Here is a 20,507-nt window from a genome sequence, read left to right as displayed (position 1 = left end):
CCATGGCACACGAGACGCAGTTCTACATCGACGGCAAATGGGTGGACCCGGTGAAGCCGGCCTTGCTCGACGTCATCGACCCCTCGACGGAAGAGACCTATACGCAGATCGCCGTCGGCAGCGCCGCCGACGTCGACCGCGCGGTGGCCGCGGCCCGCACTGCCTTCGCTTCCTACTCCCGCACGACACGCAAGGAACGGCTCGACCTGCTGCGCGCCATCCTGGCCGAATACAACAAGCGCCGCAGCGATGTGGGCGATGCCATCTCGCGCGAGATGGGCGCACCGCTGCAGTTCGCCCGCGACATCCAGGCCGGTCGCGGCACCGCCCATCTCGAGCGCATGATCTCCGTGCTCGAAACCTACCCGTTCGAGACGGTCGAGGGCACGACGCTGATTGCGCGCGAACCGATCGGCGTCTGCGGTCTCATCACGCCGTGGAACTGGCCGACCAACCAGATCGCCTGCAAGGTGCTCCCCGCCCTCGCCGCCGGCTGCACCATGGTGCTGAAGCCTTCAGAGGAGGCGCCGATCGACGCCATCATCTGGAGCGAGATCATGCACGCCGCCGGCACCCCCAAGGGCGTCTACAACATGGTCCAGGGCACGGGCGCTGTCGTCGGCGAGGCGATGTCGAGCCATCCCGACATCGACATGATGTCGTTCACCGGCTCGACGCGCGCCGGCATCCGCGTGGCGCAGGCGGCGGCGCTGACGGTCAAGCGCGTCGCCCAGGAGCTGGGCGGCAAATCGGCCAACATCCTGCTGCCCGACGTCGACTTCCAGACCGCCGTCACCAAGGGCATCAACAGCATGATGGTGAACTCGGGCCAGTCCTGCACTGCGCCCAGCCGCATGTTCGTGCCGCAGGAACGGCATGATGAGGTCAAGGCGATCGCCAAGGTGGCCGCCGAGCGCTTCGTGGTCGGCGATCCGCGCAATCCCGAGACTCGGCTGGGTCCGGTCGTGAACGCCGCGCAGTACGAGAAAATCCAGCGCCTCATCCAGGCCGGCATCGACGAGGGTGCGGAACTCGTGACCGGCGGCCCTGGTCGTCCGGAGAACCTGAACCGCGGCTTCTACGTGCGGCCGACGGTCTTCGCGAACGTCACCAACGACATGACCGTCGCCCGCGAAGAGATCTTCGGGCCGGTCATCGCCATCCTGCCCTACAAGAACGAGGAAGAGGTCATCCGCCTCGCCAACGATACGATCTACGGGCTGGCAGCCTACGTGCAGGGCGCCAACCTCGACCATGCCCGCAAGGTCGCGTCGCAGATGCGCGCCGGCAACGTGCACGTGAACTATCCGATGGGTGACACCGCCGCACCTTTCGGCGGCTACAAGCAGTCGGGCAACGGACGCGAGTACGGCAAGTGGGGTCTCGAAGAGTTCCTCGAGACCAAGGCCGTGATCGGCTATCAGGCCGCCTGAGCCTGCCAGGCCGCCAGCACGCGCAGCGAATCGATGATGTGATAGAACGAGCTCGCCGGTGCGGGCTCGTCGATCCACTCGCCCTCGCCGGTCAGCTTGTCCCGCCACAGACCGGCAACAGGCATCTCCAGGAAGCGCTGCAACGACCGCGCTCCTGCCGCAGCATCGGCGAGATAGGCCAGCCGCGTCGCCTCATCGGTCTCGGAGCGCGCCAGGATGATCGCGGCCTTCAGCCATTCGGCCTGCGCCCAGAGCCGCGCCTTGGGATCGTTTACGGCCATCTCGTCCGTCAATTCGAAGACCGCCACGCCGCGCTTGGCATCGATGCCGTGATCCGCCCCGATACGATAGAGGCACCGCGCGACCTTGCGGACATCCTCGCGGCCGCGCGCGAGCGCCCAGCGCTCCAGCAGGCCGGCCCACTCGAACTGATGGCCCGGCCAGACCAGACGCCCCATATCGCCCGCCGCCGGCGCCCAGGAGGAGTCGAAGTATTCGAGCAGGATGCCGCGATCCTTGGTGATAAAACGTGCAAGGCAGAGCTCGGCCAACTCGTCCGCCAAACGAGACCAGCGCGGGTCAGACGAAATCTCCTCCCAGGCCAATGCCGTCTCGAAGAGGTGCATGTGGGGGTCGGACTGGTAGACGGCATCGTCCACGAAGCCGGTGAAACCGCCGGCACGGCCTCGCCGCTCGCTGAGCAACTTCCCCAAGAGTTGCTCGGCAACCGGCACCAGCTCCGGCATCCGCTTCTCGGGCCCATGGGCCGTCGCCATGGCCAGAAGCGCGAAGGCTTGCTCGTAGAGGTAAGGCGCTGCTTCGGCCTGCTTGCCGTCGACGGTCAGGGAATTGCAGAACAGGCCGTCCGGCCGGCGATAGCGACCCAGGAAGTAATCCAGACCGTGCGTCATGGCTTCTTCGGCCGGCCCGTTCCAGCCCATGTCCCGCGCCACCGCATAGGTGAAGATCTGCCGCGCCTGCACCCTCGCCCGGCGATCGGCGATGACCGGCCGGCCGGCATGGTCAATGGCCTCGTGGAAGCCGCCTCCCGTCTTGTCCGCACCGACGTTCCACCAGATCGGCAGAGCGTCGTTCATCAACCACTGCAGCAGACGCTCCCTGAGGAGGCCGAGATCGCCTTCGACATTCTTCATTTTTCATCCATCGCTGCGTCTACCATTACCGCTCGCACGGACTTTGTACCGCGACAGCTCGCACATGCAACGCCAACCGGCTGGTCTTGCTCCATGCCCCGTCGCATAATCGGCATATGGGACGTGCGCCAGCCAAGCCAGCCGCCAAGACTGCGGAAAAGACTTCATTGCATCTGCGGATCGACTTCAGTGGAGAGCGATCCATCGGACCGGGCAAGGTCCGCCTTCTGGAGTTGATCAACGAGACCGGCTCGATCTCTGCCGCCGGCCGTGCCCTGGCAATGTCCTACCGTCAGGCATGGCTGCTGATCGACGAACTCAACAAGATGTTTCGTGCGCCGGTCGTCACGGCCCAGACCGGCGGCGGCGGCGGCGGTGGCGCGGTGGTTACAGAAATCGGCAACGACATCGTGCGGCTCTACCGCGAAATGGAACGCCGCGCCTACGGCGCCTCGATCTCCGAGATGCGCTCTCTTGCCCGTCTGCTAACCCCGTCGGCCGACAAGCCGCACTAGCATCCGGCTCTCCCCCTGCCCGAGCGCCGCTTGCGCCGTCCTTCGCTATATCTTACTGAATATAGCGTTGTTCACGAACACGGGTATCTCGCCATGGAAATCGTCGGCAAGGCTCTGACCACCTGCCAGGTCGATCCCACGGGCGACTCGTTTCGCATTGTCATGGAAGACACGGACGGCCGCCCTGCCTCGGTCGTGTTACCGACCGATTGCCTGCGCTCGCTGCTGATGACCTTGCCCAACGTCATCGAGCAGGCTCTGAAGGTCCGCTATCGCGACGATACGCTGAAGGTCGTCTACCCGATGGGTGGCTTTTCCCTGCAGGCCGCGGCCGGCAGCGACAGCCGGATCCTCACCATGACGACACCGGATGGCTTCAGGGTGTCCTTTGCCTTGTCGCCCGAAGATGCCGGAGGGCTGGCCACGTCCCTGGTCGACACCGACGTCGATCAGCCGCGGGCCGCGCTCAACTAGGCGTCGGATGGCCGGCAGCGAAGCGACGGCTCCTACTTCAGTACAGTAAAGCCCTGCTTCTCGAAGAAGGGCCCGGCGGCCGGCGACTTCAGATAGTCGACGAAGGCCCGCGCATCGGGATTGGTCGAGCCGGCGAGCAGCGCCATCGGATAGATGATCGGCGGATGCGTGCCGTCGGGAAAGGCGCCGACGATGCGCACATTCGGATCGGATGCGGCATCGGTCTTGTAGACGATGCCCAGCGGCGCCTCGCCGCGCGAGACAAGCGTGAGCGCCATGCGCACATTCTCGGCCTGGGCGACGCGATCGGCCACCGACGACCATACGCCCAGCGACTCCAGCGCCGCCTTGCCGTACTTGCCGGCCGGAACCGAGTCGACATTGCCCATGGCCAGGCGGCCGTCGTTGCCCAACGCGGCGCGCAGACCGAAGCCCTTGTCGATCTTGAGATCGATCTTGGAATCCTTGCCCGCAATCAGCACGATCTGATTGCCAAGGAAGTCTGACCGGCTCGGAGCCTTGATCAACTTGCGCTCGGCGACATAGGTCATCCAGGGAACGTCGGCCGAGATGAAAATGTCGGCGGGAATTCCAGCCTCGACCTGCTTGGCGAGAGCCGAGCTTGCGGCATAGGAAATCTTGGTCGACTTGCCGGTCTCCTTGGTCCAGGCCGCCGAGGCGTCATCGAGGGCATTCTTCAAGCTGGCGGCCGCGAGGATGACGACGTCCTTGCCCTGGGCCTCAGCGGGCCGTGCCCCACCGGCAGCTGACATCAGCGCGGCCGCGGCCAGGGCCGCCGCAAAAACTCGACGAGTTGCCAACATGAAGATCTCCCCGCATTCCGATCCTTCGATATATCAGAGTGAATATATCGATATCCAATAGAATTGCGGACACAGTAATTATGGAGTTAATGAAAAACTATCCGTTATACCCAAACGGATATATAGCGCCCGCCCGTACGCCCGGCATTACTTCTCAGGGAGATTTGTAACGATGCCTATGCGCTTACGGCGCGCGATCCCGCGGCCGGCTCCAAGAACGCCACATTGAATCAGCGTTTGACGGTACTGTTGCGGGAAGATGGACGGGCCGGTTTCCTCGGGCGCCGGCCGGCGCCTGGCTTGCGGGCCGTGCCGTCCCGCTCCTGGCCAGGAGTATCGTCCGGCGGGTAGCCGTAAACGCCATGATCACGCTGCTCGTCGCGCCGGCGTTTGTCCGCCTGGTCAGAGGCGCTGTAGCGGCCATAGGCGCGCTTGATGTCCTGCTTCGCCTTGTCGTCGCGAGCCATGGATTCTCCATTGGGCACGATCCCAATGGAGAAAATGGATGAGGGCCGACTTGGTTGCCGGTCAGGCGGCGTATCTGCTCTCGGTGAGAGCGGGCCACATGGCGTCGCGGCCGGCCTTGGCGAAGGCCTGGCCGATCTTCTCGCCCCAGAAGGCCTCGCTGCCGAAGTCGCGACGCCACACCCAGAGGCGGCGCGTGTAGTGATGCAGGATGTGTTCGTGGGTGAAGCCCATGGCGCCCATCGACTGGTGCGAGAGCGCCGCGATGCGGTGCGCAAAGTCCGAGCACTGGGTCTTGGCCGCCGCGATCGAAAAGCTGCCGCCGTCTGCCAGGCCGCCTTCGTCGGCATCGCGTGAGGCCGATTCGGCCGATGCGATGGTGGCCGCCACGCAGCTCGCCAGCTCCGCCAGCATGTGCTGGATCGCCTGGAAGTTCGAAATCGGCCGGCCGAACTGGACGCGCTGCTTGCAGTACTCGACCGCGGTCACCAGCACCTTGTCGGCCGCGCCCGCCATCTGCATCGTGCGCGTCAGCGCGGCGAGTTCCAGCGCGCGGTCGGCACTCACCGCCGACGCCGCCGAGAATTCGACCGGCGTATTGTCGAAGACCACCGTGCCGTAGGGCTCGCCGGCATGGCTCGGCGTCTCCTCGACGGACGCCTCGTCGCGCGCCACGACCACCAGGGTCGGCTTGCCGCCGGCGCTGACGACTGACACGAAACGGTCGGCGACGCTGGCGAACGGCACGCGCATCACCCTGCCCGAGAGCCGATTGCCCTGAAGCGACAGATCGCTGCCGCCGAGCGCCAGCGTCGAAGGTCCGCTTGCGGGCTTGCCGCCCGACGCAGCGACCAGGAGATTTGCAAGCGTCGTCTCGGCGAGCGGCACAGGCACGGCATGCTCGCCGGCCACGCGCAGGAGCGCCAGCAGATCGGCCAGCGTGCCGCCCACGCCTTCCTGGGCTTCGGGCACAGCGATCAGCGGCAGGCCCATCTCCTCGATCTCCTTCCAGAGATCGGCGGGCCATACCCCCTTCTCGACACCGTTCACGACTTCCTTGCCGCTGCGCTCGGAAAAGAAGCGGCCGGCGGTTTCCAGCAACATGTCGCGGGTTTCGCGGTCCATGGTCGTTCTCCTCAACGCAGTCCGAGGCCGCGGGCAACGATGCCGCGCAGGACCTGAGTGGTGCCGCCCTGGATGGTGTAGCTCGGGGCCATCATCGTGGCGTACTGAGCGATATCGAGGAAATCGGCGAGATCGTCCTCGGTCGTGGCATCGGACTCCGCCAGTGTGCGTGCGATCTCCGGCAGGTCCTGCTCGTAGATCGTGCCGAGGTCCTTCACCAGGGACGCCTCGATCGCCGGCGACTTGCCGCCCTGCATCATGCCGGCCACCGCGGTCGACATCTGGCGCAGAGTCCAGAGGCGCGCGATCAGACGGCCGACGATGGCGCTGGCGCGCTTGGCCGGCTGGCGGCCGAGCACGCGGATCAGCTCGCGCAGCACGTAGACGTTCTGCATGAAGCGTTCGGGGCCGGAGCGCTCGAAGGCGAGTTCGCTCGTCACCTGCAGCCAGCCATCGCCCTCGTTGCCGATCAGGCAATCCTCGGGGATGAACGCATCGGAGAATGTGACCTCGTTCCAGTCGTGCCTTCCGGCGAGGTTGATGATCGGGCGGATGGTGACGCCCGGCGTCTTGAGATCGACCAGGAGCTGGCTCAGCCCCTTGTGGCGGTCGCCGTGCTGGCCCGAGGTCCGCACCAGCGTGATGCAGTAGTGGTTGCGATGCGCGCCGGAGGTCCACACCTTGGTGCCGTTGACGCGAAAGCCGCCGGGAACCGGCTCGGCGCGCGTACGCACGGAAGCCAGGTCCGAGCCCGAGTCGGGCTCGCTCATGCCGATGCTGAAGTAGCACTCGCCGCGCGTAATGCGCGGCAGGATTGCCTGGCGCTGCTGCTCGCTGCCGAACTTCAGCAGAAGCGGACCGGACTGGCGGTCGGCAACCCAGTGCGAGCCGGCCGGCGCGCTGTTGCCCAGCAGTTCCTCGGTCACGACATAGCGGTCGAGGAAGGTGCGCTCGCCGCCGCCGTACTTCTTCGGCCAGGTGATGCCGAGCCAGCCCTTGGCGCCCAACGCCCGGCTGAATTCGGGTGACGGCGTATTCCAGCTCGCGAAGCGATCCTCGGTCTGGATGCCGGGCAACGTCTCCTTGAGGAAGGCGCGGACCTCGCCGCGCAGGGCCTCGGCTTCGGCAGGCAGGTGGAACGGCGGGAATTCGAGCTTGGGGATGGACATCATCATCTCGGCGGTTGGATGCCCCTTCTCTGTCGGCTAATCCTGTGGCGCGCAACCCGGGAGTTTCGAGGATCGAATGCCTCGCCGTCCACCTCGCCTGCCGCCGCTCCTGGCGGAATTCGACGATGACGAACGCGATGCGGTGCTGGCCGCCAATCGTGCCTTCTATCGCGCGTTCAACGACCGCGATGCCGACGCGATGGATCAGATCTGGGCACCGACCGGATCGGTCGTCTGCCTACATCCCGGACAGGCCGCGCTCCACGACCGCGCCGAGATCATGGCGAGCTGGCGCGCCATCATGAAGCACCCCGAGGCGCCGCGCGTGCGCTGCACCGAGGAATGGGTGGTCGGCCGACCTGGATTGGCACTGGTGATCTGCCGGGAAATCCTGCCCAACGGCCAGCTCATGGCGAGCAATCTCTATGTGCGACTGAGCGATGGCTGGCACATGGCGAGCCATCATTCGGGGCCGGTCCCCGCTGTCGCGACCGAGCGCGCAGCGCCTGCGGGTTCACCGACGGCGACCCGCGACCGCCGCAAGCTGCACTAGCTGAGAATTAGTGAGCGATCGGACTGCCCGCGCGCAGATGTGAGCGCAACTGCGCATAGGGAATGTCGACCGTGTAGGCGCCCGCGGCGTAGGGCCCGACCTCGTAGGCATTGAAGTAGAGCTGCAGCTTGCCGGCCTGCCAGCAATAGTGGCCGCCCTCGCGCAGCAGCTTGGTGAGGCTTGCCGGCTTCAAGGCGTCGTCGAAGCCGGGATTCTCGACGAACTGTTTTTTGAGATCGGCAGCCGTGAGAGCGACCAGCGCCTTCAGCCATTGATCGCCCGGTGCAAACACCGCCTCGGGCGCCACTGCCTTGCCCGTGCGCAGATCGACCAACTTGCAGGTGATGGCGCCGTAGCCGTGGGCGCCGCCGGTATAGCTCCAGAAGTCCAGCGCCACCGTGATGGCGTCCGGGCCGGGGCGGTAGAGGGCGTAGCTGCCCATCGCCGACCATTCCTGCGGCCGATCCACGCCGGCATCGGCCGTCGGCGTCGTCTCGCGTGCCGCCTTGGCAGCATTGTCGGCATAGACCTTGTTGACCGCGGCGAAGTCGGCCGTCTTTCCGGCGAAGCGCGGATAGAGAATGTCGATGGAATAGTTGACCTTGCCGACCTTGCCCCTCTTCTCGATCGTCTGCGCCTCGACGAAGGGATAGGTGCCCGTGCCGGATGCCTTGAGGTCGGCGATCCTCTCCTCGTATCGCTTCTTGAGGCAGTAGGTCGCCATGTCGGGCTCGCTGGCGCCGCAACTGCGATTGCGGCTTACGATCCAGCTCACCTGGTTCTTCTCCAGGTTTTCCTTGGCCGGCCCGCTCAACCGCCCCAGCAACGCCGTATAGAGGCCCGCCAGCTCGCGATCCGCTTTGGCGAGATCGGCGTCCTTGCAGACCGCCCGCTCCACGACGTTGGAGGCCTTCGCACAATCGAAGCTCGGCCCGCTCTGCGCCTGAGCCGCCGCAGCCATCGTCAGAGCAACGACAAGAGAAGCCGCCGGGAACAATCTCATCGCAAATCTCCTCAAGCGCGACGCCAGGCCTTGAGCCGACGCACCGCCTCTTCCATCTCGGCGGTCGATCCGGCGAAGGAGATGCGCAGGGTCCCCGCCCCGCGGGCACGGTCGAAGTCGACGCCGGGCGTCGTCGCGACGCCGGCCTCGCGCAACATGAGCCGGCAGAACTCGCGACTGTCGTTGGTGAGGTGGGAGACGTCGGCATAGATATAGAACGCGCCCTGGGCCGGCGTCAGGCGATCCAGGCCCGCGGCCGGGAGACCAGCCATCAGGAGGTCGCGATTCGTGCGGTAGCGATGGACATGGCCGTCGAGTTCGTCGCGGCACTCGAAGGCAGCGAGCGCGGCGTACTGGCTGAGCGTCGGCACCGAGATGAAGAAGTTCTGCGTCAACCGTTCGATGGGCCGCACCAGATCCGGCGGAACGACCAGCCAGCCGACACGCCAGCCGGTCATCGAAAAGTACTTGGAGAAGCTGTTGACCACGATCGCGCTGTCGGTGACCTCGACCGCCGAGGCGGTTTCGCCCTCGTAGACGATGCCGTGATAGATCTCGTCGGAGATCAGGCGCACGCCCTTGGCATTGCACCAGTCCGCCAGCACCTTGAGCTCGGCCCGGTTCACCATCGTGCCGGTCGGATTGGACGGGCTCGCCACGATCAGCCCGTCGATGCGCCCGGCCTTTTCCAGCGCTTCGACCGTCGGCTGATAGCGATCCGCGGCAGATGTCGGCAGATCGACGGTTTCGAGGTTCAGCGCCGTCAGGATGTTGCGATAGGCCGGATAGCCCGGTGCCGCGAGCGCAACGCGATCGCCGACATCGAAGCTCGCCAGGAAGGCCAGAGGGAAACCGCCGGACGATCCGGTGGTCACGATCACGCGGTCCGGCGAAACCTCGGCGCCATAGGCCTCGCGATAGAACCGCGCGATGCGTTCGCGCAGCGCCGGCACGCCGAGCGCGGCGGCATAGCCGATGCGGTCGTTGTCCAGCGCGGCATGAGCCGCAGCCAGTGCGCCCTTGGGCGCGGGCGTGCTGGGTTGCCCCACTTCGAGGTGGATGACGGTATCGCCGGCGGCCTCCTTCTCGGCGGCCGCGGCCATCACGTCCATGACAATGAAGGGATCGACGCCGCCTGCGCGACGCGAGAGCTTGCCCGACATAAAGGTCGCCGCTTACTGCGCGATCGCAGCGAGGCCCGCGCCGGCGGGATCTGCGGCCGCACGGCAGGTACTTCCGTTCGCCCGCAAACCAGAGGGACAAGCGATGGCGTTCACGAAGCCGCCCTGACCGCGCGTTTGCGACAGCACGGTTCCCAATGGCCTGTCATCTTCGATCGCGCCGCGCGCCACCCAGCCCAGCGCCTGGGCCGCCGTCGCCGCACCGCCACCGGCACCTGCGAACGTGAATTCGCCGTTGCTGGGATTGGCGATGATGAGCGGGCTGACCGCGGCCGCATTGGCCGTCGGCGCACCGAGCAGGATGCCGGTGTTCGGCACCATGACGCGAGCGCCGAAAAGCTGCCCCATCGACAGAGCGCATGCAGCCGCCCCGCCCTGGCCATCGGCTGCGGCCAGACCGGCAAAGCCGTTGGAGTCGACCGGCACGGCGCCGCCCGGCGCGCTGCCCTTCCAGCCGGCGAGGGCGGAAGCGCCCGCCATCGGCGCCGGCGACACGTAGACCCGACGGCGATAGTGCGATTCACTCATCGGCGCGCTCGCCTGCGGCACGGCGCTGCGCAGCACATCGACCGGCATGCTGCCGCCGGCCTGGGAAATCTGTTCCGAGATGGTCCGCGCGAGCTGACCCTGGAAGAACTCGGCGCCGCCGCGCTGGCGGATGGCGCCCAGCGTCCCCGCCAGTTCCGTCTGGATGAGATTGGATCCTTCGCGAGCGTTGCCCAGAATCCGCTGCGCCTCGTTATCCCCGAGCATGCCCGCGCCTGCCTGCAAGTCGCGCGACAGGGCCCGCGAGACCGGCACGCCGAAACGCGCCAGCCGCTCGGCCGGTGCGACCACCGCCTCCCAGCGCGACGAGCCGTGGCGAACATGCATCAAGGTGACGGCGCGCACGCCGTTCGGCACCGAGAACGACGCGCCCTTGATCGGCCCGGGCGCTGCAATCGGCGCGAAGACGAACGATTCGGCCTGCTTGCTCTTGTCGTCATGAACGATACAGGCGCCCGACGCGCCGAGGCTGGCCGCCGACGGCAGGGTCACGGCCAATGCAAAATACATGGCGACCGCCGCGTCGGTGGCATTACCGCCGTTGGCGAGGATGTCGCGGCCGATTTCGGCGGCGCGGCTTTCGTCGGCGGTCGCTGCGGCGAAAGACGAGGTCGCGACAACCCGTGAAAGGCCCTGCCGCCCCGGCGGCAGACCGGCCGGATTGGCGGCATTGTTGGCCCGGTCGATCTCCCGGCTCGTCTCATTTGTGCCACAACCCGACAGCAAGAAGGCAGCAGCCGCAATTAGCGCGGCGCTGTACAATTGACGCGACCGCTGACCGTTTCTAGCCTTTTGCAGAGCCGTGCCACCCGTGTTCAGACGCATCACTACCCTCATCTGTCTCGCCTTCCTGGCGCTGGCGCCGTTTCGTGCCGCGACAGCGCAGCAAGGTCAACGCCTCAATCTCATCCGCGACGCCGAGATCGAATCCACGATCCGCACCTTCACGGTCCCGATCTGGAAAGCAGCCGGTCTCGACCCCAACGGCGTCGAGATCATGCTCGTCCAGGACAATTCGCTCAACGCCTTCGTGGCCGGCGGCCAGCGCATCTTCATCAATACCGGCCTGATCATGCGCACGGAGCGGCCCAATCAGCTGATCGGCGTCATGGCGCACGAAAGCGGTCACATTGCAGGCGGCCATCTGGCGCGCATGCACGAAGAACTGCGCAGCCTGTCGACGCTGCAGATCCTGGAGACCATCCTGGCGGGCGGCGCCATGGCGGGCGGCGCCGTGAGCGGCGGCGGCGGCGGTCTTGGTGGCCCAGCCGGCTCGGGCGGCATGGGCGGCAAGCCGATGGCGCCGGGCTCGTTGATGTCCTTCCTCAAGTACACGCAGACGCAGGAAAGCGCCGCCGACCAGGCCGCGATCAGCTACCTGCAGCGCACCGGCCAGTCGCCGTCGGGAACGATCGAGTTTCTGCGCATCCTGCAGCGCGAGGAAAAGCTCGCCATCAACCGGCGCGATCCCTATCTCACGACCCATCCGCTGACGCCGGAGCGGATCGCGGCCTTCGAGGAAGCCGCGAAGAATTCCCCCTACATGAAGACGCCCGATTCGCCGCAAGCCCTGATGCTGCATCAGCGCATGGTGGCCAAGCTCTACGGCTTCATTGCACCCGACCTCGCCCTGTCGCGCTATGTCGAAGGCGACCGCGCCGTACCGGCCCGCTACGCCCGCGCCATTGCCCTCTATCGCAAGGGCGCGCTGGGCTCCGCGCTGCTCACCATCGACGGGCTGCTGAAAGAGTATCCCAACGACGGATACTTCCACGAAGTCAAAGGCCAGATGCTCTACGAGAACGGGCGCGCCAACGAGTCGATCGCATCCTATCGGCGCGCGGTCCAGCTGCTGCCTGCCGCAGCCATCGTGAAGATCGACTTCGCGCGCGCCCTGCTCGATACCAACAACGTCGAGAACGAGCGCGAGGCCATCCGAAACCTCGAACAGGCCAAGTACCAGGAGGCGGGAAGTTTCGAGTTGTGGCGGCTCATGGCTTCCGGATATTCCAAGCTCAACAACCCCGGCATGACGTCGCTTGCCCGTGCAGAAATGGCTTCCCTGCGCGGCCAGCGCGCCGAAGCACAGAATCATGCCGACGCAGCGGTGCGGCAGCTGCCCGCCGGAACACCGGCATGGCAGCGTGCGCAGGATCTCAAAGCCTATATAAACAGCCGGCCGCGCAAGTAGCCCCCGGCTCTGGAGACATAGCAATGCGTTCGTTCCTGTTTGCAATCTGCCTCGGCCTGATCGTCGTCGGGGCGCTGGTCGCCACGCGTACCGGCGTGCCCGGCAATTCACTTTCACCGGCCGCGGCCGCTCCGAACGGAGCCGGCGTGCCGGCCGACCTGGGGCAGAAAATCCGGGCCTATCTGCTCGCCAATCCCGAAGTGCTGGTCGAGGCCATGCAGGAGCTGGAGCGCAAGCAGGATACGCAGCGCGACGCCGTTGCCCAGAAGGCGATCGGCCAGCACGACGCCGCGCTGTTCGCCGACGCCGACAGCCCGATCGGCGGCAATCCCGCGGGCGATGTCGTGATGGTCGAGTTCAACGACTATCAGTGCCCCTACTGCAAGCGCGCGCACCTGGCGGTGAAGTCCGTCACCGGCGCCGACGGCAAGGTCAAGATCATCTACAAGGATCTGCCGATCCTGGGTGAACCCTCCCGCATCGCAGCCCTCGCCGCCCTCGCCTCCGTCAAGCAGGGCAAGCATACGGAGCTGCACAACGCTCTGATGGAATACAACGGCAAGCTCGATCGCGACCGCATTCTCGAGATCGCGACGTCGGTCGGCCTCGACATCGCCCAGCTTCAGAAGGACATGGAAGAGCCGAAGCTGAAGGAGATCATCGACCGCAACATCGCGCTGGCCAACGCGCTCGGCGTGCGCGGCACGCCGGCCTTCGTCGTCGGCAAGCAATTCGTGCCCGGCGCGATCGACGCCGCCACGCTGAAGCAGCTCATCGCGGAAGCCCGCAAGAGCAAGAGCTAGCACGTGATGATTGGCGAGTGAATCGAGAGGGGATTCCCATAAGGGAGGGCTCGGGATTGATTCTACAGGAGCAGGGACCAGGTTAGCTTGCGGCCCGCGGTAGCCGGGAAGGACCTGTGAATGATGCCTTGCCTCCGCCTGCTCGCCCTTCTCCTCACCGGAGTCGTTCTCGTGCCGAGCACGGCGCATCTGCTCGAGATGCCGGGCAAGGCTTCTCTCGACGAGAGCACCTACTTCGCCGTGCAGGCGATCTATGCCGGATGGTCGGCCTTCGCAGTGCCGATCTTCGCGGCGATCCTGGCCAATGGCAGCCTGGCCTGGCTGGAGAGACGAACGGCGCCCCGCAGCGCGCAATGGGCGGCCGCGTCGGCAGTCCTGATTGCCCTCAGCCTCGGCGTGTTCTTCATCTGGGTCCTGCCGGCGAACCAGGCAACATCGAACTGGACAGTCAAGCCGGCGGACTGGGCGATGTTCCGGACCCACTGGGAGTACGGTCACGCCATCGGCGCCGGCCTCGTCTTCCTCGCCTTCGTATCCACGGCCCTGGCGACGGTCAGGCTCAAATAGTGTCCGCCGCCGACGGTTGACCGACGCTCTCGGGCCAAGTTCCTAGCGCGACAAGGTTGCCGTGAGGCCCAGCGCATTGACCAAGTCGGCGCCGGGCCTCCCGAGATACTCCAGCTTGTCCAGCCCGAGCGCCGGCTGAGGCGTCGCGTCGAGCGTGAGCGTACCGCCCTGCTCGACGAAGCGCGCAATGGTGTCGAGCAGCTTGGTCATGTCCTGGGTGATCAGTACGCCATGCGGCTGGTGACGCCGGATCTCGCCAGCAAGCTCCGCACGTTCCGCCGCGACATCCTTGCCGCCGAGCTTCGACTTGGCCTGCAGGCTGCGCTGCAGCAGGCCCTTGTCGGCGATCGTCAGCCTGGCCGAGGCAAGCGCTGCCTTGGTGCCGAGCAGGACGTAGAGTTCGCCGAAGTCGACGGCCTCCCAGAATTCCTCGTCGATATCGACGATGCGCGCGGTGAAGGAAAAGTCGCCGAGGTTCGGCCCGCCCAGCTTGCAGTCGTCTACCCTCAGCTCGTGACGGGCACGATCGTCGACGGCGCTGCAATCGAAGCCGAGCTTGACGGCATCGAGGTTCATCGCCTGCAGGACCATGCGGATGGCGACGGCCTCGACGCTGCGCCATGAGGGCGCCAGGACGAACCCGTCGACGCGCAGCCGGGAGCGGCTGATATCGCGGCTCTCGGCCTTCGTCTCGATGGTGATCTTGCCCAGCGACAGGCCGTACTGGGCCATCAGATTGCCGCCGAAACCCGACAGTTCGGCGAAAGCGACCGGAACGCGTCCGATCGGCATGCCCGGCTCCCAGTCGATCGAGCCGGCAAGGTCGAGTTGCCGCCGCAGGTCGACTCCCGAGGTCCGCAATTCTTCGAGCGTGAGTTCCTGGGGCTTCGGCCCGGCACTGACGACTTTCAAGCTTTCGAGGTCGAGCTTGCGGAACAGGCCTTGTTCGTAGTCCTCGATCACGAACTTACGGGCAGACAACGTCGTGTCGTCGAAACTCGTATGCATAAGCTCGGTCTGCTCGATCCGCTCTACAGAGAGAGCGCGCAGAAGCCGGGCGATCAGGACCCTGCCGCGAAAAGGGCCATCGTAGACCGGATCGTAACGCTGCAGGTCGACCCCGGTGGCGACCATCTCCTTGACCGTCCAGGCCCCGCCTTCGTCGGGATCGGCGAGGCGCACGTCGCCGAGATGCAGGCGTGCCGCCTGCAGCGGCTCGCCCCAGTTCAGGCCGTCGAACGGCAGGCGTCCCTGCCTGATCTCCTCGAAAGGCCATGCAAGTCCCTCGACCTTCCAGCTCCCGATCTTCATGTCGCCATTGGAGCTGGTCATCGTGTCGATGGCGACGCTGCGCTCGAGCAGATGGACAGTGACGCTCTCGACGTCGATGCCGCTCTGCGCCAGGCCCGCCTTGATTCGCCGGGCGGCGTGGTCCTCGACAAATGGCACGGTGGCCGCGCCGGCCCCCACGAGAACAACGAGGAGCGCGGCAACAACGACAACGGCTTTCTTCACGGTTCGGCGTCCGGCTGCTTCGAGGGCTGGGCGGCGTCGAAGGCCGGGTGCTTCATGCAGGTGTCGTAGATCCGCTGGATGGTCGGGTAGCGCGCCATGTCGACCTTGAAACGGGCGGCGTTGAAGACCTGCGGCACCAGGCACATGTCGGCCATGGTCGGCGAATTGCCATGGCTGAACGTGCCGGTCCCCGGATCCTTGCGGAGCGTGGCCTCATAGGCATCGAAGCCGGTTTCGATCCAGTGGCGCGACCAGGCGAAGGCGCTCTCCTCGGTCTGGCCGAACTTCGCCCGCAGATAGCCCATGACCCGCAGGTTCTGGATGGGATGGATGTCGGCGCTCACGATCAGGGAGAGCGCCCGCACCCTCGCCCGACCGACCGGATCCTTGGGCAGCAAGGCGGGCTCGGGATGCGTCTCCTCGAGATATTCCATGATCGCCAGCGACTGGGTCAGCACCGTTCCGTCGTCCAGAACGAGGGCGGGCACCAGCTTCTGTGGATTGATCGCGGCATAGTCGGGCGCCGACTGCTCGCCTTTCCGCAGATGCCGCGACGCCTGCTCGACCTTGATTCCCTTCAGGTTGAGCGCAATGCGTACGCGGAACGCCGCGGACGACCGGAAATAGCCGATAAGCTTCATGACCGCCTCCCGCGGTCACTCTAGCACGGCTCAGGCGGGCGGCGTGTAGCGCACGACCTTCTGGTCGATGGCACCGAAGATCGACTTGCCGGCACGATCGAACATTTCGATGCGGATCCGATCGCCGAACGACATGAAGGGCGTCACCGGCTTGCCGCCGTCGATGGTCTCACGGACCCTGCGCTCGGCGATGCAGGAGCAGCCCGCTGCCGCATCGCGGTTCGCGACCGTGCCGGAACCGACGACCGTCCCCGCCTCCAGATGACGGGTCCGCGCCGCGTGGGCGATGAGCTGGCCGAAATCGAAGGTGAGGTCCGTGGCCGCGTTCGGATGGCCGAATTCCTTGCCGTTCAGGGTCGAGATCAGCGGCAGGTTGAGCTTGCCGCCATCCCAGGCATCGCCCAGCTCGTCCGGCGTTACGGCGACGGGTGCGAAGGCGGTCGCGGGCTTGCCATGGAAGAAGCCGAAGCCCTTGGCCAGTTCGGTCACGATCAGGTTGCGCAGCGAGACGTCGTTCAAGATCGTCACAAGCTTGATGTGCTTGCGCGCCGCCTGCGCCGACACGCCCATCGGCACATCGTCGACGATCACGCCGATCTCGCCCTCGAAGTCGATGCCCCAGGCTTCGTCCGCCATCTCGATCGCGTCGTTAGGGCCCGTGAAGGAGTCGGAACCGCCCTGGTACATCAGCGGATCGGTCCAGAAGGACGGCGGCATCTCGACGCCGCGGGCCTTGCGCACCAGTTCGACGTGGACGACGTAGGCCGACCCGTCGGCCCATTGATAGGCACGCGGCAGCGGCGCCGCGAATGCCGTCGTGTCGACCGCGAACGCCCCCGGCGCCTTGTCGTTCTCGAGCTGGGCAGCCAGGGCCTGCAGCTTGGGTTCGGCCGCAGCCCAATCGTCGAGCGCTCGTTGCAGGGTCGGCGCCACGCCCGTGGCGCGCACGGCCCGCGTCAGGGCACGATTGACCACGATCAGCGTGCCGTCGCGGCCGCCTTCCTTCAGCGATCCCAGCTTCATTGTTTGGATTTCCCCTACTCTGCTGCCTGCTTGACCTCGGGCGGCCGCCACGACTTCACGTATTCCTCGAACTCGACGCCGGCCGGCATGGGCGCGACATCGACGGCGTCGCGCGTATCGACCATGACGGCGACCTCGTCGGTCTCCATCTTGCCGCCCTTGGTCGCGGCATTGAAGGCCTTGGGATGCGGGCCGTGCGTGAAGCCGGTCGGATGCACCGTCATCATGCCGGGATGGATGTTGTCGCGGCTGAAGAAGCTGCCCTTGTGATAGAAGATCACTTCCTCGAAATCGTCGTTGTTGTGGAAGAACGGCAGGCGCAGCGCCTCCGGATCGCTCTCGAACGGTCGCGGCACGAAGGTGCAGACGACGAACCGGCCGGCCACGAAGGTCGTGTGCGCCGACGGCGGCAGATGAACGCGATGGCTCATCAGCGGCCGCAGGTCGCGCCAGTTGATCCGCACCACGCTCAGATCGCCGTGCCAGCCCACCGCATCGAGCGGATTGAACGGATAGGTCACCGTCGAGAGCTGGTTGCGCCGCTTCACCGAGACCTTCCAGGTGCGTTCGTCCTGCTGCGCCTTGAACGCATCGTCGATGCGCGGCGTGTCGAGCATCGCCGTATCGAAGATGGCGTGATGTCCGACCAGCCCCTTCTCCGGCAGAGTGAAATGATCGTTGGTCGCCTCGATCATCAGCGACACGGTGGGCTTGGCGGGCTCCAGCCGCCACATCGTCCCGCGGGGGATCACGAGGTAGTCGCCCTCGTTGTAGTCGAGATGGCCGTAGTCGCAGAACAACGCACCGTGGCCTTCGTGGACGAACAGGAGCTGGTCGCCGTCGCTGTTGCGCGCCAGCTCAGGCATCGCCTTGTCCAGCCGCCACATGCGCATCTGCATGTGCGCATTGTCCATCACCAGCTCGGCGTTCCAGGGGTTGGCCCTGGCCGTCGCGAGCTTGTTGAGGTCGAGGGCACGCGGCCGGATCGGGCCATCGAAATCGATCCAGTCCGTGGGCTTGTGCTTGTGATGGAACTGCGCCGAGGGGCCGAAGAAGCCCTCCTTGCTGATCTCGCGTTCGTAGGTGCCCTCGGGCAGCCTCACATGGGCTTGGCGCGAGGCGGTACCTTCGATCTGGCGTAGCGGAATCCAGTTCTTGGCCATGGTTTCCTCCTCAAGCTTTCAGCACGCCGCGGCGAATCTGGTCGAGCTCGATCGACTCGAACAGGGCGCGGAAATTGCCTTCGCCGAAGCCTTCGTTGCCGCGGCGCTGGATGATTTCGAAGAAGATCGGGCCGATCACCGTCTGGGTGAAGATCTGCAGCAGCAGCCCGCCGCCTTCGGTCGGGGCGCCGTCGATCAGGATGCGGTTGCGGGCGAGCCGGTCGAGGTCCTCGCCGTGGCCCGGAAGGCGCTTGTCGACCTGCTCGTAGTAGGTGTCCGGTACCGTCTGGAACGGCACGCCCTTGGTCTTCAGCGTCTCGACGGCGTCGTAGATGTCGTGCGTGCCCAGCGCAATGTGCTGGATGCCCTCGCCGTGATAGGCGGAGAGATATTCCTGGATCTGCGACTTGTCGTCGGTGCTTTCGTTGATCGGGATGCGGATCTTGCCGCAGGGGCTGGTCATCGCCTTGGACTTGAGGCCGGTCAGCTTGCCCTCGATGTCGAAGTAGCGGACCTCGCGGAAATTGAACAGCCGTTCGTAGAAGTCGGCCCACTCATCCATGCGGCCGCGATGCACGTTGTGGGTCAGGTGGTCGATGTAGGTGAGCCCCACGCCCTTGGGGTTGCGATCGACGCCCGGCAGATACTCGAAGTCGACATCGTAGATCGAGCCGCGCTCGCCATAGCGGTCGACGAGATAGAGCAGCGAGTCGCCGATGCCCTTGATTGCCGGGATGTTGAGCTCCATCGGCCCGACCTTGCCCTCGACGCCCCAGGCGCCGAGCGACAGCGCCCGCTTGTAGGCGAAGGCCGCGTTCTTCACGCGCAGCGCGATGGCGCAGACGCTCGGCCCGTGCACCCGCGCGAAGCCCTGGGCGAAGCTCTCCTTCTCGGCGTTGACGATGAAGTTCACATCGCCTTGCCGGTAGAGCGAAACATCCTTGGAGCGGTGCCGTGCGACCCTGGTGAAACCCATGCTCTCGAACAGCGCCCCCAGCGCCGCCGGATCGGGCGCGGTGTACTCGACGAACTCGAAGCCGTCGGTCCCCATGGGATTGATTTCATCGATCTCCAGGACATTGCGATCGTTGGCGCTGGCCATGATGACCTCCCGAGGTTGACCGTTAAACAGAATTAGTTTCAAATGTAACTATTATGTCGAACGCTTTGCAAGCCCTCGAACTGGAGAAATTTCTCCCCTACCGCCTGTCCATCTTGGCCCAGCTTGTGAGTGAATCGCTGCACGACCTTTACGCGGCACCGTTCGGCCTCAGCGTCACGCAGTGGCGGGTCATGGCCGCGCTGGGGCGCTTTGCCCCCCTCACCGCTTCTGAGGTGGGGCAGCAGATCGTCATGGACAAGGTGGCCGTGAGCCGGGCCGTGGCGGGGCTGATGAAACGCGACCTGGTCGAGCGGGCGACCGATCTCAGCGACCGGCGCCGGGCCTCCTTGCGGCTGAGCGCCAAGGGCCGCGCCATGCACGCCCGGATCGTCCCGCTGGCTCTGGGCTACGAGGCCGAGCTCTGCCAGGCCCTGTCCCCGGAGGAGCGCGAAACCCTCAACGGCTTGTGTGACCGGCTATTCGCACACGCCAAGCTGTTGAGAAAGGGGGTCTGAGGCCGCCTTGTCGGCCGGACTCCCCATGCTATAACGCCGCCTCTTCTATCTGGGAGGCAGGATTGGCCGCAAAGGCCGCCCGGCGCCCGCCGGCGACCAAGCCGGTGCTGGTGCTCAACGGGCCAAACCTCAACATGCTGGGTAAGCGGCAGCCGGAAATCTACGGCCGCGAAACGCTGGCCGATGTCGAAAAGGCGTGCCGCGCGGAAGCGCAGCGGCTCGGGCTCGACGTCGAGTTCGCCCAGAGCAATCACGAAGGCGTGCTGGTCGATCTCATTCAGGCCGCGCGCGAGAAGAATGCCGGTATCATCATCAATGCCGGCGCCTATACCCATACCTCGGTCGCCCTGCTCGACGCGCTCAACGCCGCCGAGCTGCCGGCCGTCGAGGTTCACCTGTCCAACATCTACAAGCGTGAGAGCTTCCGCCATCATTCCTACATCAGCCCGGCCGCGGTCGGCGTGATCGCGGGACTGGGTACGCAGGGATATCTTCTCGCCCTTCAGGCGCTGGCGCGCCTGCTGGGACGCTGACAAACATCGGGA

At 65.8% G+C, this 20,507-nt stretch carries 22 protein-coding genes; 9 read left to right on the top strand and 13 right to left on the bottom strand.

Annotated elements, in window-relative coordinates; genetic code table 11:
• The first annotated feature begins 2 nt into the window (after positions 1 to 2).
• Positions 3 to 1,433, top strand: a complete 1,431-nt coding sequence (locus tag BN60_RS08300; RefSeq protein ID WP_020695559.1) for an aldehyde dehydrogenase family protein — start codon at positions 3 to 5, stop codon at positions 1,431 to 1,433.
• Here the strand turns inward: BN60_RS08300 and BN60_RS08295 are convergent.
• A complete protein-coding gene (locus tag BN60_RS08295) occupies positions 1,421 to 2,587 on the bottom strand; it encodes an AGE family epimerase/isomerase (protein WP_020695558.1) in 1,167 nt (388 codons plus the stop codon). The two genes, BN60_RS08300 and BN60_RS08295, sit on opposite strands and share 13 nt — an antisense overlap.
• 167 nt (positions 2,588 to 2,754) lie before the next feature.
• Here BN60_RS08295 and BN60_RS08290 point away from each other — a divergent pair, with 167 nt between their 5' ends.
• Positions 2,755 to 3,102: a winged helix-turn-helix domain-containing protein gene (locus BN60_RS08290; protein ID WP_020695557.1), complete on the top strand. Its 348-nt coding sequence runs from the start codon at positions 2,755 to 2,757 to the stop codon at positions 3,100 to 3,102.
• A 93-nt stretch (positions 3,103 to 3,195) separates the two neighbouring features.
• On the top strand, positions 3,196 to 3,576 hold the full coding sequence (locus BN60_RS08285) for a hypothetical protein (protein ID WP_020695556.1): 381 nt from the start codon (positions 3,196 to 3,198) through the stop codon (positions 3,574 to 3,576).
• A 32-nt stretch (positions 3,577 to 3,608) separates the two neighbouring features.
• Here BN60_RS08285 and modA read toward each other — a convergent pair whose 3' ends face one another.
• The 4 genes from modA to BN60_RS08265 form a co-directional block, all read right to left on the bottom strand.
• On the bottom strand, positions 3,609 to 4,400 hold the full coding sequence (gene modA, locus BN60_RS08280) for a molybdate ABC transporter substrate-binding protein (protein ID WP_020695555.1): 792 nt from the start codon (positions 4,398 to 4,400) through the stop codon (positions 3,609 to 3,611).
• A 230-nt stretch (positions 4,401 to 4,630) separates the two neighbouring features.
• Complete coding sequence (locus BN60_RS08275) at positions 4,631 to 4,867, bottom strand: hypothetical protein (RefSeq protein ID WP_020695554.1); 237 nt, start codon at positions 4,865 to 4,867, stop codon at positions 4,631 to 4,633.
• 61 nt (positions 4,868 to 4,928) lie between these two features.
• The gene (locus tag BN60_RS08270) at positions 4,929 to 5,990 is read right to left on the bottom strand and encodes an acyl-CoA dehydrogenase family protein (protein ID WP_020695553.1); all 1,062 of its coding nucleotides are present in this window, start codon (positions 5,988 to 5,990) and stop codon (positions 4,929 to 4,931) included.
• Positions 5,991 to 6,001: 11 nt separating this feature from the next.
• On the bottom strand, positions 6,002 to 7,165 hold the full coding sequence (locus BN60_RS08265) for an acyl-CoA dehydrogenase family protein (protein ID WP_020695552.1): 1,164 nt from the start codon (positions 7,163 to 7,165) through the stop codon (positions 6,002 to 6,004).
• 70 nt (positions 7,166 to 7,235) lie between these two features.
• Between BN60_RS08265 and BN60_RS08260 the strand changes: the two genes are divergently transcribed.
• Positions 7,236 to 7,712: a nuclear transport factor 2 family protein gene (locus BN60_RS08260; RefSeq protein WP_020695551.1), complete on the top strand. Its 477-nt coding sequence runs from the start codon at positions 7,236 to 7,238 to the stop codon at positions 7,710 to 7,712.
• Between the two features lie 7 nt (positions 7,713 to 7,719).
• Here the strand turns inward: BN60_RS08260 and BN60_RS28730 are convergent, their stop codons facing one another.
• From BN60_RS28730 to BN60_RS08245, 3 genes are read right to left on the bottom strand one after another with little or no spacing between them, the layout of a single operon-like run.
• Positions 7,720 to 8,715: a lysozyme inhibitor LprI family protein gene (locus BN60_RS28730; protein WP_020695550.1), complete on the bottom strand. Its 996-nt coding sequence runs from the start codon at positions 8,713 to 8,715 to the stop codon at positions 7,720 to 7,722.
• A gap of 11 nt (positions 8,716 to 8,726) precedes the next feature.
• The gene (locus BN60_RS08250) at positions 8,727 to 9,878 is read right to left on the bottom strand and encodes a pyridoxal phosphate-dependent aminotransferase (RefSeq protein WP_020695549.1); all 1,152 of its coding nucleotides are present in this window, start codon (positions 9,876 to 9,878) and stop codon (positions 8,727 to 8,729) included.
• Positions 9,879 to 9,890: 12 nt separating this feature from the next.
• On the bottom strand, positions 9,891 to 11,267 hold the full coding sequence (locus tag BN60_RS08245; protein ID WP_215905892.1) for a gamma-glutamyltransferase: 1,377 nt from the start codon (positions 11,265 to 11,267) through the stop codon (positions 9,891 to 9,893).
• On the opposite strand from BN60_RS08245, the gene BN60_RS08240 reads away from it, so the two are divergent.
• From BN60_RS08240 to BN60_RS08230, 3 genes are all read left to right on the top strand, one after another.
• Complete coding sequence (locus BN60_RS08240) at positions 11,254 to 12,633, top strand: M48 family metalloprotease (RefSeq protein WP_020695547.1); 1,380 nt, start codon at positions 11,254 to 11,256, stop codon at positions 12,631 to 12,633. The genes BN60_RS08245 and BN60_RS08240 overlap by 14 nt on opposite strands.
• Before the next feature lie 23 nt (positions 12,634 to 12,656).
• A complete protein-coding gene (locus BN60_RS08235) occupies positions 12,657 to 13,436 on the top strand; it encodes a DsbA family protein (RefSeq protein ID WP_020695546.1) in 780 nt (259 codons plus the stop codon).
• Between the two features lie 120 nt (positions 13,437 to 13,556).
• Positions 13,557 to 14,003 carry a hypothetical protein gene (locus BN60_RS08230; RefSeq protein WP_020695545.1) on the top strand — a complete coding sequence of 149 codons (447 nt, stop codon included), beginning with the start codon at positions 13,557 to 13,559 and terminating at the stop codon, positions 14,001 to 14,003.
• Between the two features lie 42 nt (positions 14,004 to 14,045).
• Here the strand turns inward: BN60_RS08230 and BN60_RS08225 are convergent, their stop codons facing one another.
• Genes BN60_RS08225 through hppD form a run of 5 tightly spaced genes read right to left on the bottom strand, consistent with a single transcriptional unit; the run spans position 14,046 to position 19,447 of the window.
• Positions 14,046 to 15,518: a hypothetical protein gene (locus BN60_RS08225; RefSeq protein ID WP_020695544.1), complete on the bottom strand. Its 1,473-nt coding sequence runs from the start codon at positions 15,516 to 15,518 to the stop codon at positions 14,046 to 14,048.
• Positions 15,515 to 16,159: a maleylacetoacetate isomerase gene (gene maiA, locus BN60_RS08220; RefSeq protein WP_020695543.1), complete on the bottom strand. Its 645-nt coding sequence runs from the start codon at positions 16,157 to 16,159 to the stop codon at positions 15,515 to 15,517. The genes BN60_RS08225 and maiA overlap by 4 nt, the downstream gene beginning before the upstream one ends.
• A gap of 30 nt (positions 16,160 to 16,189) precedes the next feature.
• Complete coding sequence (locus tag BN60_RS08215; protein WP_020695542.1) at positions 16,190 to 17,182, bottom strand: fumarylacetoacetate hydrolase family protein; 993 nt, start codon at positions 17,180 to 17,182, stop codon at positions 16,190 to 16,192.
• Positions 17,183 to 17,196: 14 nt separating this feature from the next.
• Positions 17,197 to 18,345 (bottom strand): homogentisate 1,2-dioxygenase, encoded by a 1,149-nt coding sequence (locus BN60_RS08210; RefSeq protein ID WP_020695541.1) that lies wholly within the window; start codon positions 18,343 to 18,345, stop codon positions 17,197 to 17,199.
• A 10-nt stretch (positions 18,346 to 18,355) separates the two neighbouring features.
• Complete coding sequence (gene hppD / locus BN60_RS08205; protein WP_020695540.1) at positions 18,356 to 19,447, bottom strand: 4-hydroxyphenylpyruvate dioxygenase; 1,092 nt, start codon at positions 19,445 to 19,447, stop codon at positions 18,356 to 18,358.
• Between the two features lie 53 nt (positions 19,448 to 19,500).
• On the opposite strand from hppD, the gene BN60_RS08200 reads away from it, so the two are divergent.
• A complete protein-coding gene (locus BN60_RS08200) occupies positions 19,501 to 19,962 on the top strand; it encodes a MarR family winged helix-turn-helix transcriptional regulator (protein WP_020695539.1) in 462 nt (153 codons plus the stop codon).
• Between the two features lie 62 nt (positions 19,963 to 20,024).
• Entirely contained in the window at positions 20,025 to 20,495 is a 471-nt protein-coding gene (aroQ, locus tag BN60_RS08195) for a type II 3-dehydroquinate dehydratase (RefSeq protein WP_020695538.1), read from the top strand.
• Positions 20,496 to 20,507: the final 12 nt, after the last annotated feature.

This window comes from Reyranella massiliensis 521 (assembly GCF_000312425.1).
GTDB lineage: Bacteria > Pseudomonadota > Alphaproteobacteria > Reyranellales > Reyranellaceae > Reyranella > Reyranella massiliensis.
The sequence above is the reverse complement of the archived record's forward strand: the minus strand, read 5'-3'. Positions and strand labels throughout refer to the sequence as shown.